Source organism: uncultured Succinivibrio sp., from assembly GCF_902756765.1.
GTDB lineage: Bacteria > Pseudomonadota > Gammaproteobacteria > Enterobacterales > Succinivibrionaceae > Succinivibrio.
This window is the reverse complement of the sequence record NZ_CACVSS010000013.1, coordinates 25,062-37,722: the sequence shown is the minus strand read 5'-3', so window position 1 is coordinate 37,722 and position 12,661 is coordinate 25,062. Positions and strand designations below refer to the sequence as shown.

The following is a 12,661-nucleotide window of genomic DNA, read 5'->3' as shown; positions in this document are numbered from 1 at the left end:
AGATCATAGTGGTGAAAACACCTTAAAGAACGCAATTTTCGAAGCCTCTGAGCAGGTTTTAAAGTACAAATCCGCTCTGGACTTTAAAGGCAAGAATGTAAAAGCCTATGCCATGGTCTTTGCTGGTCCTGACTGTGTTTACTGTGAGCAGCAGTAGGATGATTTCGCAGACACTGTCTGCGAATTGCCCGCAGCCGAAGATTCCCTCCCCCTTACTTTTCCCCTGTTTTCCTGTCTACCCAACCCTTCCTCTAGATGATATTGTCTATACAACTGCTTCAAGAAGATATGTATGCAGTGTCTGCGGTTATGTATATGATCCGGATCTTGGTGACAGTACTCAGGATGTTGATCCTGGAACTCCTTTCTCAGAACTTCCTGTTGACTGGAAATGTCCTCGCTACAGACAGGGACAGGATAAATTCAATCCTGCCTAGTAACTTCTCAATCTTATTCTTAGTAAACCTGCAGATTATCTTTGCAGGTAACTTAAAAACTCGACATTTTATTTGCGACTTCTTCTGTCTAAGCCGTTCTTATGATGTAAGAACGCTTACAGCTTATGAACATGGCAGTTGACACAGACATTTACCAGAATGATGTTTTTGCATGTATAAAATTTTTTTATTCAGTTTGTGCTCTATGTGCTGAATTAAAACAGATTTTCCTATTGGGACAGCTTACGGTACATAGAGGCAAGCTCTTCCTGAGTAAAGGTATAGGTTTTACCACAGTGCTGACAGGTCATAGAAGTGCCCTTTGGATCCTCGGCCATATTCTTGAGTTCGGCAGGATCAAGCTGCATTAGAGCATTCTCACAGCGACCCTTTGAGCAGATACACTTGAACAGCACTTCCTTTTCACCAAATACTTTGGTTTCCTCATGCGCAAACAGTCTGCCTAAGGATTCATCCAGAGGAAGGGTAAACAGTTCCTTGGCACTTAAAGTAGCGCTTAGAACACTTAAATGCTCTAATGATTCAATGTTACCTTCAACCTCAGGGATAATCTGCAGCATAATACCGCCGGACTGTCTTTCCTGAAGATCAGTGCTGATAAAGAACCTGGTAGGAAGCTGCTGAGAGTTCTTGAAGTAATCCTCCAAGGTGGCTCCGATTGATTCGTTGTTCATGGCAACAATACCCTGCCACTTAACACCGTTCTGAGGAAAAACAGACAGTGCCAGAATACCATCCTGTCCGCAGAGATCGTGAATAGATGCATTGTTCTCAACTGCACTGTTGTCTTTGAGTGCGCAGGAGCCGTAGAAGCTTAAATCCTGTCTGATATTAATCAGAGCATATTTTAAAGGAGCATCCTTTCCACCTCTGATCTGCACCATGATTTCAGACCCGTCTTTAAGGGTTGAGGCAACCAGCACAGAGGATACCGCCAGCTCCATCATTATTTTCTTCAAACAGTCAGGATAGTCATCATGAATCAGATCTTCAAATGGAGTCTTTAATCTGGTGATTTCACCTCTTACACCATGATTATCAAAAAGAAATCTTTCAATACTGTTATGATTAAATGTCTGCATTTACCTAGTTTCCATATTTCATATTGATGAGAGCTCTGCGATCTTTTTTATTAGGCTTCTCATCCGGATGAGGGGCCAGCAGTGAATTGAGTCTAATCTGTTCTATCTGCTTTTCTCTCTGCTCAATGCTTTTTTCTGTTTCCTTATATAGTGTCTGAGCAACGACAGCAGGGCCTCTCTGATCTGAAATCTTCACAACCTCGACCTCTCTGCGGATATTGCCCTGAAGAACCTTGACTAAAGCCCCGATTTCAACGGTTCTGGATGGTTTGGCTTTAACACCGTTATAGTCAACCTTTCCGCCTTCAATCATGCTTCTTGCCAGTGAGCGCGTTTTATAGAATCTTGCCGCCCAAAGCCATTTATCCAGTCTGACTTCTGTTTCTTTATTATTCTGTTCCATAGATTAAGCCAATATGTACTTTGTCCAGTCTTAAGGCAAAGGACAAATTTAAGCGTAAAATTTTAGAAAAAAGCTTTTTCGGTGATAAAGTATAACAATGATTTAATCAAAAATGGTGTTATTTATGGATCTTTCTGCATTAGAAAAGCCTGTTCCTAAGATTCTTGAGAGACGCAGAAACAAGGTATCAAGATTCTTTACAGTTGATGAGCTTGATCTGGAGTTTTCAAACAATACCCGCAGAACCTATGAAAGATTAAGCGGTGGAAACGGAGCAATCCTTGCTGTTCCTTTTGATGGAAATGATTTTTATCTTACCTCGGAATATGCCTGTGGCTTCGAGCGTTATGAGCTAGGTTTTGTTAAAGGGAAAATTGATGCCGGAGAGGATGGGGTAACAGCCTGCAACCGCGAGCTTGAAGAGGAAATAGGCTTCGGAGCAAAAAATATCGTTCTTCTGCGCAGGGAAATGACAGTGGCCCCTGGTATGCTTCAGCTTAGGATGTTTACCTATCTGTGTACCGACCTCTATCCTAAGATTCTTGTAGGTGATGAACCTGAACCTATTGCCATTGTAAAAGTCTCACCTGCCGAGGCTAGGGATCTAATTTTTGATGTTGATTCTCCTCTGACGGAATCAAGAGCAATCGCCTGTCTAACTCTCGCCATGAGAAAACTCAACTACCTCTAGTACAATAAGAGCGAAACGCCATTTTATGCCGTTTCGTTACATGCCTCTGTTGCATCATAGAAAAACCGCCTGAATAAACTATGCACAAATATGATGCAAAATTAACAATACATTTATATCCCTTTCAATTTTGCTTATTCTAGTAGCTAGACACTCTATTCAAGATTGTATTTTTTATCCATGCAGGAGTATTCCTGCCTCATTTTGGGAGTTTGGTGATGCGTCATCTTTTAACTGGCTTTGAATTTAGCCAAGAAGATTATTGGGACATTATTAATACCGCTATAGATATGAAAAAGGATCCAAAGAAATACGACCGGGTATTAGCTGGTCGGAGCGGTGCAATAATGTTCGAAAAGCCATCACTAAGAACAAGAACAACATTTGAGCTTGCTTTCTACAGACTTGGCGGTCACGGTGTTTATCTTGACCTTCAGAACGGTGAGCTTGGAAAGAGAGAAACCATTGCAGATTATTCACGTAATCTATGCCGCTGGGTAGACTGCCTTGTTGGCAGAGTATTCTCCCAGAATACACTTACTGAGCTTGCAAAGTATGGTTCAGTACCTGTTATCAATGCTCTTTCTGATTTGTATCATCCTGCTCAGGCAATGGCAGACTATATGACTGTCTATGAGCATTTAGGTAAGGTAAAGGGTGTTAATGTTGCTTATGTGGGTGATGGTAACAATGTAACCAATTCGCTTTTGGTTGCAGGTTCAATATTAGGTGCAAATGTTACCTGTTTCTGCCCTGAAAACTGCAGCCCTGATGCAGCAGTATTTATAAAGGCTCATGAAATTGCAGCTAAGAACGGATGCAAACTTGCTGTTGAAAACGATATCAGCAAGCTGCGTAACTTCGATGTTGTATATACCGATACATGGGTTTCAATGGGTGATAACACTCCTCTTGATACTGTAAAGAAGAAGTACATGCCTTATCAGGTTAATTCTTCTTTAGTTGAGCAGTCCGGTGCTCAGATTGTAATGCACTGTCTGCCTGCCCATAGAGGATATGAGATTACTGATGAAGTTATGGACGGAGAAAAATCAGTTGTATTTGATGAGGCTGAAAACCGTCTGCACATCCATATGTCTGTACTTTCTAAACTGATTAACGCTTAATTTGAGGATTTTAAAATGTTAAAACATGAAAACAAACAGTATAAAAAAGTTATTCTTGCTTATTCTGGTGGTCTTGATACTTCAACCATCGTGCCTTGGTTAAAGGAGAACTACGGCTGTGAGGTTGTATGTTTCGTAGCTGATGTCGGCCAGGAGCGTGAAGATCTTGAAGGTATCGAGCAGAAGGCAAAGCAGTCTGGTGCTTCTAAGTGCATTATCAAGGATTTAAGAGAAGAATTCGTTAAAGACTATGTCTTTGAGATGATGAAGACTGGTGCTTTATATGAGGGTGAATATCTGTTAGGTACAGCTATTGCCCGTCCTATCATTGCAAAGGCTATGGTTGACTGTGCTCTAGAGGAAGGTGCTGATGCTGTTGCTCACGGTGCTACCGGTAAGGGTAATGATCAGGTTCGTTTCGAAGCTGCTGTTGCTGCCCTGGCTCCTCAGCTGGATGTTATCGCTCCTTGGAGAATCTGGGATCTGCAGTCACGTGAGGAATTACTGGCTTACTTAAATGAGCGCAACATTCCTTGCAAGACCACTTTAAAGAAGATCTACAGCCGTGATGCAAACTGCCTACACATTTCAACTGAGGGTGGAGAGCTGGAGAACACCTGGAATGCTCCAACCGAGAATGTATGGGTATGGACAACCTCTCCAGAGAAGGCCCCTGATACTCCAGAAACCTTTGAGCTGACCATTGAGAAGGGTATTGTTACTCAGATTAATGGTAAGAGCATGACCCCATTTGAGGTTATCTCAGAGCTGAATGAAAGAGGTGCAAGAAATGGTGTCGGCCGTATTGATTTAACTGAGAACAGACTTGTCGGTATGAAATCTCGCGGCTGTTATGAAACCCCAGGCGGAACCATTATCTACAAGGCTTTAAGAGCTATTGAGCAGCTGGTTTTAGACAAGTCAACCAGAGTATTCCGTGAGCATTTAGCTGTTGAGTTTGCTCAGCTTGTATACGACGGCAGATGGTTCACCCGTCTGAGAGACATTCTGCAGGCTGCTGCTGATGAGTGTGCTAAAGAAGTTAATGGTAAGGTTGTGCTGAAGCTTTACAAGGGTAACATTGATATTATCCAGAAGGATTCTCCAAACAGCCTGTTCAACTTTGACTTCGTAACCTTCGGTGCAGATCAGGTATACAGCCAGGCTGACGGTGACGGCTTCATCCGTCTATATACATTACCAAGCAGAATTCGTGCTATTAACGAAGCTGCCAGAAAGAAATAATCTTTCTGCTTAGGTAGAATGCGGTTCAGGGAGTGATCTCTGAGCCGTATTTTGTATAGTTTTAACGTATTTAATAATAAAGTCGAGGTATATATGGCTTTATGGGGCGGAAGATTTACCCAGGGACCTGATCAGAGATTCAAGGATTACAACGATTCTCTGAAATTTGACTACAGACTTGCTCTTGAGGATATTGAGGGGTCAATTGCATGGGCTGATGCAATTTACAGTGCTGGTGTGCTTACTGAGCAGGAAAACAAAGACCTTAAAAAGGCTTTAGAGGAACTGTACGCAGAAGTCAGCGAGAATCTTGATGAGATTGCCAAGTGTGATGATGAGGATATTCATTCCTATGTTGAGCGTCGTCTGATTGAAAAAGTTGGCAATCTAGGTAAGAAACTGCATACCGGCAGAAGCCGTAATGATCAGGTAGCAGTTGATTTAAAACTGTGGTGCATGAAAGCCTGTGATCATGTTCTGTCATCAATTGACAAGCTTCAGAAACAGTTATTAAAGGTTGCAGAGGAAAATCAGGGCAGTATCTTCCCTGGTTATACACATCTGCAGAGAGCTCAGCCTGTTACCTTTACTCACTGGATTTTAGCCTACATCCAGATGTTTGAAAGAGATTATCTGAGACTTTTAAATGCCAAGGAGCTTCTGTCAACCTGTCCATTAGGTTCAGCTGCTCTTGCTGGCACTGCCTATAACATTGACAGAGATGCCCTGGCTCAGGCTTTAGGCTTTAAGTGTGCTACCAGAAACAGTCTGGATGGTGTATCAGACAGAGATCATGTAATGGAGCTTCTATCCTGTGCAAGCATTTCCATGGTTCATCTTTCAAGACTGGCAGAGGATCTGATTATTTACAATTCAGGTGAAGCCAAGTTTGTTGAACTGTCTGACAAAGTAACCTCAGGCTCCTCATTAATGCCTCAGAAGAAGAATCCTGATGCTCTTGAACTTATCCGCGGCAAGTGCGGCAGAGTGGTTGGTGCCCTGACCGGTATGCTGGTTACCACCAAGGCTTTGCCTTTAGCCTATGATAAGGATCTTCAGGAGGATAAGGAGCGTCTGTTTGATGCTATTGATACCTGGATTGACAGTCTGGATATGGCAGCCTTAGTCTTTGAAGGCATCAAGCTTAACAAGCAGAATGCTATCGATGCAGCCAAGGGCGGTTATTCAAATGCAACTGAGCTGGCTGACTACCTGGTATCAAAGAATGTTCCTTTCCGTGAGGCTCACTCTATTGTCGGCAGAATTGTACTGTATGCAATTTCAAAGGACAAGGCTCTGGAAGATTTAAGCGTAGCAGAGTTCAAGGAATACTCAGATGTAATCTCTGATGATGTTTATCCTTGTCTGCAGCTTGAGAACATCCTGGCCAAGAGAGATATCATTGGTGGTGTTGCTCCTGCTCAGAGCGCTTTGGAAATCAAGAGAATGAAGGAATATCTTGAGAACAGATAATCTTAATTCGTAGGATGAGAAAAAGCCTGAAAGTTTATAAAAAACTCTCAGGCTTTTGTTTTTCTTGTGATTCTAGTTTTTACCGGTTGAGCCAAAGCCTTCTTCACCACGTTCGGAGGTTTCTTCAAACTCCTCGGTAACTTCGAAGTTGGCGTGTAGTACAGGCACGAAAAGCATCTGAGCAACTCTGTCGCCTACACAGATCTTAAATGGCTTGTCAGAGTGATTCCACAGAGGCATCATCAGAGGTCCCTGATAGTCTGCATCAATTACTCCGGTAAGATTTGAAAGTACGATTCCATGCTTGTAGCCAAGACCTGAACGAGGAACGATAAGCGCAGTAACGTTCTTGTCTGCAATATGCATAGCAATTCCGCTGCTGACAAGTCTCACCTCTCCTGGATTCAGGATGAAATCCTCCTTTTCCATAGCTCTTAAATCCATGCCGGCAGACATTGGAGTTTCATAACCTGGAAGAGGGAAATCCTTTCCTAACCTTTTATCTAGAATCTTAACTTTTATATTTAGCATTAACTGTTTTTCTTTTTTGCTGATTTAAAGATTAATTCCATCAGATACTGTGCGATAACAGGTTTAGGCTGTTTATCAAAGTGAGCAACCTGTCCGTCCTTATCAAATACAGTAACTTCATTATCATCGCTGTTAAATCCAATAGCCTTATTGGAAACATCATTGAGAACAATCATATCAAGATGCTTCTTTTCTAGTTTTGCACGGGCAAAATCATGAAGATTATTGGTTTCGGCTGCAAATCCTACAGTAAATGGTCTGTTGGTTTCAAGTTTACCGACAGTTGCAACAATATCAGGATTCTTAACCAGTTTGATGGTCAGAGTATCAGCATCCTCTGATTTCTTGATTTTAACAGGAGAGATTGTCTCTGCTCTGAAATCAGCAACAGCGGCACAGCCGATGAAGATATCAGCTGATTTAATGTAATCCTCAACGGCATGCAGCATCTGGGCTGCACTCTTAACATCAATCCTGCGAACTCCCTTAGGAGCATCAAGGTTTACAGGACCTGAGATCAGAGTTACCTCGGCACCGAGGGCAGCAGCAGCCTGAGCGATAGCATAGCCCATTTTTCCTGATGAGTTGTTGGAGATGAAACGTACAGGATCAAGATCTTCAACAGTAGGTCCTGCAGTTATTACAACCTTATAACCTGCACCAAAGGCTTTTGGAAGAAGTCTGGTCTGGGTTAGCTCTAATGGCTTAACAGGGGAAGGTAGTCTGCCCTGATGATTCTCAAGCTGGCCCTGAACAGTCTTGTTCTCTAGTCTGTTGGAAAGAATTGCACAGATATCCTCAAACAGATCCTCTGGCTCTTTCATTCTTCCGGTGCCGCTTACACCGCAGGCAAGTTCTCCCTCAGCAGGGGAGATTACATAAATTCCACGTCTTATTAGAGTCTGAAGGTTTTCCTGTGTGGCAGGATTGTTGTACATATTTGTGTTCATTGCAGGCGCAACGGCTACTGGACATGTAGCGGCAAGGGTGACGGCAGTAAGCATATTGTCTGCCATACCTGCTGCAATCTTGGCAATGGTATTTGCGGTTGCAGGTGCGATAATCACCATATCGGCGTTGGTTGCCAGGGCAATATGAGAGATATCTTCTGTTCTGTCAAAGATTTCAATTGAAACCGGATGACCTGACAGTGCCTCAAAGGTTTCCTTGCCGACAAGTTTTGCGGCGGCAGGTGTCATCACCACGAATACCTGGGCGCCGTTTTTAACTAAAAGACGGCAAAGGATACATGCTTTATATGCAGCGATTCCACCTGTAACTCCGAGAATAATCTTGCGATCTTTTACCTGGGTTCCCATTTTAAGCATCTCCTTATTATTAATTTTTTTTCTTCTAACTCTCAGATTATAAAACATATTAATCCAATATAATTGCTATTAATTTTCATGATTGATCTGTGTTGTATTAATATTATATAATACGCAATTACCACGAAACCTTAGAGGATTAATCTCCTCGATTAAAGTGCGTATTCATAATTAAAGTTGTCTTAAAAATTAAAAATTTTTGAGATATAGTCTTCTTTTGTGTTAGAATACGTGAACTTTTGTTTTGACCTATTAATCTAATTCAGCTTCTAGCTGATTGTTTGATTGATTTTTTTATTTTTTTGGAGTGTGAACTAACATGTCCAGAGTTTGCCAAGTTACGGGCAAGCGCCCAGCAGTGGGTAACCACCGTTCCCACGCAAAGAATGCGGCTAAGCGTCGTTTTCTACCTAACTTAAAGTATCACCGTTTCTGGGTTGAGAGTGAAGGCCGCTTCGTAAGACTGCGTGTCACCACTAAGGCTATGCGTATTATTGACAAGTGCGGTATTGATTCTGTTCTTGCTGATATGCGTGCAAACGGCGTTAGAGTTTAAAGGAGTCAAAAATGGCTAAAAAAGGCGGTCGTGAGAAGATCCGTTTAAATTCAACTGCAGGTACTGGTCACTTTTATACTACTGACAAGAACCGTCGTACCACCCCAGGTAAGATGGAAATGATGAAGTATGATCCAGTTGTTCGTCAGCATGTTTTATACAAGGAAGGCAAGATTAAATAATCTTGTTTCTGATGGACTTTTGCAAAAGTTTATTTTAAAAACTCAGCTTCGGCTGGGTTTTTTATTGCCCAAAAAGTAGTCTTTCCTTTTTTCACTCTTTATTCCTGAATTATTCACTATCTACTTAATTTTCACGTACTTTTTTTATACAACTGTATGTTAATGAAAAAAAATAACATTCTGTTATTCTATTAATCAATAAAAGTGTTAAAATTTTTCCGAATTTAATGTGAGGTAGATCATCTAATCTTCATCTAAGTTTAGTATGTCAAATTACCTCCCAAAGAATTACTTTTTAAAAAAGGAAATATATTATGAAGACTAAGTTATTAGCTTTAGCTGTTGCTTGTGCAACTGCTTCTTTCGCAGCAAACGCTGCTGTTAGTGATACTTTCAGTGTTGGTGGTGCTGCTGGCTATGTTCGTGGTTTTGACCACAACTTCGATGGTGCTGACTTCGAGAAGGAAGGCTTCGGCTTAAAGCTAAACGGTGAATACAACTTCACCAACTGGTTCGGTTTAGGTGCTGGCTATGATTACACTGGAAGACAGCACATTTCCGCTGATGATAACAGATCTGGTTACCACAGCAATATCGCTGAAGTTTACGGCAGATTCGCTTATCCTCTAGACAACACCGGTTCAGATGTTTTCTTCAAGGTTGGTCCTACTGCTAACTGGTCATCAGTTTTCGGTGAGACTCACCACAAGCTAGGATTTGTAGCAGGTATTGGTGCTCAGTATGCATTAAACGACAATCTTGCTATCCGTGGCGGTTATGATTTCTTCTACAGAAACATGAAGCGTGATGGCGCTCGTATTGATAATGGTATGTTCTACGTTGGCGTACAGTACACCTTCGGTGCTAAGAAGGCTGCTCCTGCTCCTGTAGCTCCAGCTCAGAAGACTGTTCGTGTAACTGAGAACCACACCTTAGACGCTGGTATCCTATTCCCATTCGATGGTTCAAACCTATCAGCTGAAGGCAAGCAGGCTGTTGCTGAGGTTGTAAATTCTTCAAGCAACCTACAGAACACCGAGTTCGAAGTTTACGGTTACACCGACCGTATCGGTTCAGACGCTTACAACAATAAGCTATCTCAGAAGCGTGCTGACGCAGTTGCTGCTGAATTACAGAACAACGGCGTAACCACTCTGAAGGCATCAGAGGGTCGTGGTAAGTCAAATCCTGTAACTGGTGACAAGTGCAACTCAGTACAGGGCCGCAAGGCACTTATCGACTGCTTAGCAGCTGACCGTCGTGTAGAGGTTGTTGTTACTGGCGATACCACCAAGGTTCAGAAGCAGTAATAATTACTCTTCAAAGGAAAGTCTCCCACATGTGGGAGATTTTTTTTATGAGTGTCTTAAAGACTTAAAAAGATCAACAAGGCCTGGATTAACCAGGCCTTAAAGCAGATTGTTAGTGTAAAAACGAACCACTAATAGTCATCTGCTCTTTCAATCCCGTCTATCATCTGCTGATAATAGGAAATTGCAGCAGAATCGGGATTCTCCATAATCTGCTTGAACATATGTTCAATCTGCTCCATTACGCTTGCTCTGCAGATAAATACAAGCTGTGAGCGTCTTTCTCCATTAGGCCAGCTGTGAAGCTCTGAGAGAGGGTACAGATTGCCCTGAACACCATGGATCACAATTGGTTTCTCCTGGTCCTTAAGATCAATGATGCCCTTAATTCTTAAGATGGAGTCACCATACTGTTCCTGAACAGTGCTGATGCCTGAAAGCAGGGCCAGTGCTTCGATTGGCTCATCAAATTCCATACAGAAGGAATCAATATCTGAATGAGCGATAATCTTTGGCTTAGATACACCAATAGTAGAGTTTACAGTTGCAGGTCTGATTGAGGAGGCCAGATTTGGTGACTTGAAGTTCAGCCAGGAGGTAACCTTTTTGTCAAATGCCTGATCCGCATTCTTATAAGGTCCGATATCAAATAGGATCTTAGGAGAAATATTACCTTTAACAGCAGGGAATACCTTGGCTGCAGGATTAATCTTGGCAGTAATCTCATAGATGGCATCAAGCTCGTCTGATTCGATTAGATCAGTCTTGCTTACAATGACAATATCAGCAAGAGCAATCTGTTTAACTGCCTCGTACTGCTTTTTTAACTGATCACGGACAAACATACCGTCAAGAACGGTAACGGTACCATCGTGATAGTAATGGTCTAAGAGGAAGTCGTCTCCGTTTAGAGTTCCGATAACTCCAGATGGATCAGCTAGACCGGTGGTCTCGATGATTACTCGTTTGAATTTAGGAATTTCTCCTCGCTGAGCTTTGATGTAGTTGGTGGCAAGAGAGTCTACAAGTGCGCCCTGAAGTGAGCAGCAGATACAGCCTGACTGTAGCAGAACAACTGAGGAATCAACAGATTCAACCAGCTCATGATCAAGACCGACATCTCCGAATTCATTGATTAGAACCAGAGTATCTTTGAAGTCTTCTGAATTTACCCAGTGATTTAATAAAGTTGTCTTACCGCTTCCTAAAAAACCTGTAATGATATTAACGGGAATTTTATTCTCGTCATTGATTGCAGGATTCTCTGCATTATCTGACATTATATATAGTTCCTAATTTTTGAATAAAAAATCTAAAGCTTTGGTTAAAGATTTTATCCTAAATTCGTCACTTTCGTTAATAATATCGTGATAAGCATTCTCAATTACTTCAAATTTAGGTGGTACAGGATCATTGGCGTGTTTCTCAAAGAATCTCTGGGCTTCTTTAGTTGAGACCACCTTGTCATCGCCTGCACTCTGGCAGAGGACAGGAATAGTAAATTCAAACTTGTCTTTAAACAGCTCCAGCTGTTTCTTCATGGCTTCCTTAACAAAGTGGAAGGTTGGTCCACCGATGGTGTATACCGGATGCTTTACGAAGTAATCGTGGTAGTAGTTGAAGCGCTCGGGATCATGAGAATGATGATTGCCTTCAAACTCCAGTCTCTTGTATTCTGAGCCATGTGGAGTGTACATATTTCTGGTGAATGGCAGAGAATCCATCATGGAGATAAAGAAATACAGATTGGCCTTGGACATATTGAAATAAGGCCAGATATATGGAGCTATCAGGGACATTCTCTTTGGTTTGTTTTCCTGATTCTTCAGAATATCCAGAGAAATCAGACCACCAAGGGAGAAGGCCAGAAGGTTGTAATCTCTGATATTAAGCTTGTCCAGTACAAAGGTTACATCCTTGGCGTAATCCTCAAAATGCTCAATATGGTATTTCTGTCGGTCCGCAAGAACTCGTGTTGAGTTGCCCTGACCTCTGGCAAAGATAACCACTGCAGCAACCTTCAGCTTGGATAGGGAATAAAACAGCTCGCAGAACTTGTGGGCAATCTCTCCTCGGCCAGGAATAATCACCAGACTTTCAACAGGATTCTCAACAATCAGTCTGGATGCTGTTACTTCAAAACCTTCAGGATTGGTAAAAGAAAGATTTTCCACATTGGACAGGTAGAATTTCTCAAGTACTTCACGGTCCTTTTTGAGGGTTTCTGTGTTGATGAAGGCATCTTTGATTCTTTTCATATCGAGCCTCGAGCTGC

The 12,661-nt window shown here is 42.0% G+C and carries 14 protein-coding genes; 8 read left to right on the top strand and 6 right to left on the bottom strand.

Going from position 1 to position 12,661, the window contains the following annotated elements:
* Positions 1 to 158: 158 nt before the first annotated feature.
* Complete coding sequence (locus QZU45_RS12485) at positions 159 to 437, top strand: rubredoxin (RefSeq protein WP_366925480.1); 279 nt, start codon at positions 159 to 161, stop codon at positions 435 to 437.
* Between the two features lie 230 nt (positions 438 to 667).
* Here QZU45_RS12485 and QZU45_RS03350 read toward each other — a convergent pair whose 3' ends face one another.
* Both QZU45_RS03350 and hslR read right to left on the bottom strand, forming a co-directional pair.
* Positions 668 to 1,540 (bottom strand): Hsp33 family molecular chaperone HslO, encoded by an 873-nt coding sequence (locus tag QZU45_RS03350; RefSeq protein WP_295351587.1) that lies wholly within the window; start codon positions 1,538 to 1,540, stop codon positions 668 to 670.
* A 4-nt stretch (positions 1,541 to 1,544) separates the two neighbouring features.
* Positions 1,545 to 1,943 carry a ribosome-associated heat shock protein Hsp15 gene (gene hslR, locus QZU45_RS03345; RefSeq protein ID WP_074838480.1) on the bottom strand — a complete coding sequence of 133 codons (399 nt, stop codon included), beginning with the start codon at positions 1,941 to 1,943 and terminating at the stop codon, positions 1,545 to 1,547.
* Positions 1,944 to 2,067: 124 nt separating this feature from the next.
* Between hslR and nudE the strand changes: the two genes are divergently transcribed.
* The 4 genes from nudE to argH all read left to right on the top strand — a co-directional run bounded on the left by nudE (position 2,068) and on the right by argH (position 6,479).
* Positions 2,068 to 2,634, top strand: a complete 567-nt coding sequence (gene nudE, locus QZU45_RS03340) for an ADP compounds hydrolase NudE (protein ID WP_295351584.1) — start codon at positions 2,068 to 2,070, stop codon at positions 2,632 to 2,634.
* Positions 2,635 to 2,852: 218 nt separating this feature from the next.
* Positions 2,853 to 3,761 carry an ornithine carbamoyltransferase gene (locus QZU45_RS03335; RefSeq protein ID WP_295351581.1) on the top strand — a complete coding sequence of 303 codons (909 nt, stop codon included), beginning with the start codon at positions 2,853 to 2,855 and terminating at the stop codon, positions 3,759 to 3,761.
* Between the two features lie 15 nt (positions 3,762 to 3,776).
* Positions 3,777 to 5,006 (top strand): argininosuccinate synthase, encoded by a 1,230-nt coding sequence (locus tag QZU45_RS03330; RefSeq protein WP_295351578.1) that lies wholly within the window; start codon positions 3,777 to 3,779, stop codon positions 5,004 to 5,006.
* A gap of 93 nt (positions 5,007 to 5,099) precedes the next feature.
* On the top strand, positions 5,100 to 6,479 hold the full coding sequence (gene argH / locus QZU45_RS03325; RefSeq protein WP_295351575.1) for an argininosuccinate lyase: 1,380 nt from the start codon (positions 5,100 to 5,102) through the stop codon (positions 6,477 to 6,479).
* Between the two features lie 72 nt (positions 6,480 to 6,551).
* Here argH and dut read toward each other — a convergent pair whose 3' ends face one another.
* Both dut and coaBC read right to left on the bottom strand, forming a co-directional pair.
* A complete protein-coding gene (dut, locus tag QZU45_RS03320) occupies positions 6,552 to 7,010 on the bottom strand; it encodes a dUTP diphosphatase (protein ID WP_295351572.1) in 459 nt (152 codons plus the stop codon).
* Positions 7,010 to 8,329 carry a bifunctional phosphopantothenoylcysteine decarboxylase/phosphopantothenate--cysteine ligase CoaBC gene (gene coaBC, locus QZU45_RS03315; protein ID WP_295351569.1) on the bottom strand — a complete coding sequence of 440 codons (1,320 nt, stop codon included), beginning with the start codon at positions 8,327 to 8,329 and terminating at the stop codon, positions 7,010 to 7,012. Before coaBC ends, dut begins: the two co-directional genes overlap by 1 nt.
* 328 nt (positions 8,330 to 8,657) lie before the next feature.
* On the opposite strand from coaBC, the gene rpmB reads away from it, so the two are divergent.
* From rpmB to QZU45_RS03300, 3 genes are all read left to right on the top strand, one after another.
* Complete coding sequence (gene rpmB, locus QZU45_RS03310; RefSeq protein WP_074838501.1) at positions 8,658 to 8,894, top strand: 50S ribosomal protein L28; 237 nt, start codon at positions 8,658 to 8,660, stop codon at positions 8,892 to 8,894.
* A gap of 11 nt (positions 8,895 to 8,905) precedes the next feature.
* Entirely contained in the window at positions 8,906 to 9,076 is a 171-nt protein-coding gene (gene rpmG, locus QZU45_RS03305; RefSeq protein WP_021889297.1) for a 50S ribosomal protein L33, read from the top strand.
* A gap of 314 nt (positions 9,077 to 9,390) precedes the next feature.
* Positions 9,391 to 10,386: an outer membrane beta-barrel protein gene (locus QZU45_RS03300; protein WP_295351566.1), complete on the top strand. Its 996-nt coding sequence runs from the start codon at positions 9,391 to 9,393 to the stop codon at positions 10,384 to 10,386.
* Between the two features lie 131 nt (positions 10,387 to 10,517).
* On the opposite strand, the gene QZU45_RS03295 is transcribed toward QZU45_RS03300, so the two are convergent.
* Positions 10,518 to 11,666, bottom strand: coding sequence for a GTP-binding protein (locus tag QZU45_RS03295; protein ID WP_295351563.1), 1,149 nt, complete (start codon positions 11,664 to 11,666; stop codon positions 10,518 to 10,520).
* Between the two features lie 12 nt (positions 11,667 to 11,678).
* Positions 11,679 to 12,644 carry an alpha/beta fold hydrolase gene (locus QZU45_RS03290; RefSeq protein ID WP_295351559.1) on the bottom strand — a complete coding sequence of 322 codons (966 nt, stop codon included), beginning with the start codon at positions 12,642 to 12,644 and terminating at the stop codon, positions 11,679 to 11,681.
* Between the last annotated feature and the right edge of the window lie 17 nt (positions 12,645 to 12,661).

What these genes read in the sequence shown, in the direction of transcription:
- QZU45_RS03330 (WP_295351578.1), top strand. Translation starts at nt 3,777, where the DNA reads ATGTTAAAACATGAAAACAAACAGTATAAAAAAGTTATTCTTGCTTAT.
- coaBC (WP_295351569.1), bottom strand. Translation starts at nt 8,329, where the DNA reads ATGGGAACCCAGGTAAAAGATCGCAAGATTATTCTCGGAGTTACAGGT.
- QZU45_RS03290 (WP_295351559.1), bottom strand. Translation starts at nt 12,644, where the DNA reads ATGAAAAGAATCAAAGATGCCTTCATCAACACAGAAACCCTCAAAAAG.
- rpmG (WP_021889297.1), top strand. Translation starts at nt 8,906, where the DNA reads ATGGCTAAAAAAGGCGGTCGTGAGAAGATCCGTTTAAATTCAACTGCA.
- hslR (WP_074838480.1), bottom strand. Translation starts at nt 1,943, where the DNA reads ATGGAACAGAATAATAAAGAAACAGAAGTCAGACTGGATAAATGGCTT.
- rpmB (WP_074838501.1), top strand. Translation starts at nt 8,658, where the DNA reads ATGTCCAGAGTTTGCCAAGTTACGGGCAAGCGCCCAGCAGTGGGTAAC.
- QZU45_RS03295 (WP_295351563.1), bottom strand. Translation starts at nt 11,666, where the DNA reads ATGTCAGATAATGCAGAGAATCCTGCAATCAATGACGAGAATAAAATT.
- QZU45_RS03350 (WP_295351587.1), bottom strand. Translation starts at nt 1,540, where the DNA reads ATGCAGACATTTAATCATAACAGTATTGAAAGATTTCTTTTTGATAAT.
- dut (WP_295351572.1), bottom strand. Translation starts at nt 7,010, where the DNA reads ATGCTAAATATAAAAGTTAAGATTCTAGATAAAAGGTTAGGAAAGGAT.
- QZU45_RS03300 (WP_295351566.1), top strand. Translation starts at nt 9,391, where the DNA reads ATGAAGACTAAGTTATTAGCTTTAGCTGTTGCTTGTGCAACTGCTTCT.
- nudE (WP_295351584.1), top strand. Translation starts at nt 2,068, where the DNA reads ATGGATCTTTCTGCATTAGAAAAGCCTGTTCCTAAGATTCTTGAGAGA.
- QZU45_RS12485 (WP_366925480.1), top strand. Translation starts at nt 159, where the DNA reads ATGATTTCGCAGACACTGTCTGCGAATTGCCCGCAGCCGAAGATTCCC.
- QZU45_RS03335 (WP_295351581.1), top strand. Translation starts at nt 2,853, where the DNA reads ATGCGTCATCTTTTAACTGGCTTTGAATTTAGCCAAGAAGATTATTGG.
- argH (WP_295351575.1), top strand. Translation starts at nt 5,100, where the DNA reads ATGGCTTTATGGGGCGGAAGATTTACCCAGGGACCTGATCAGAGATTC.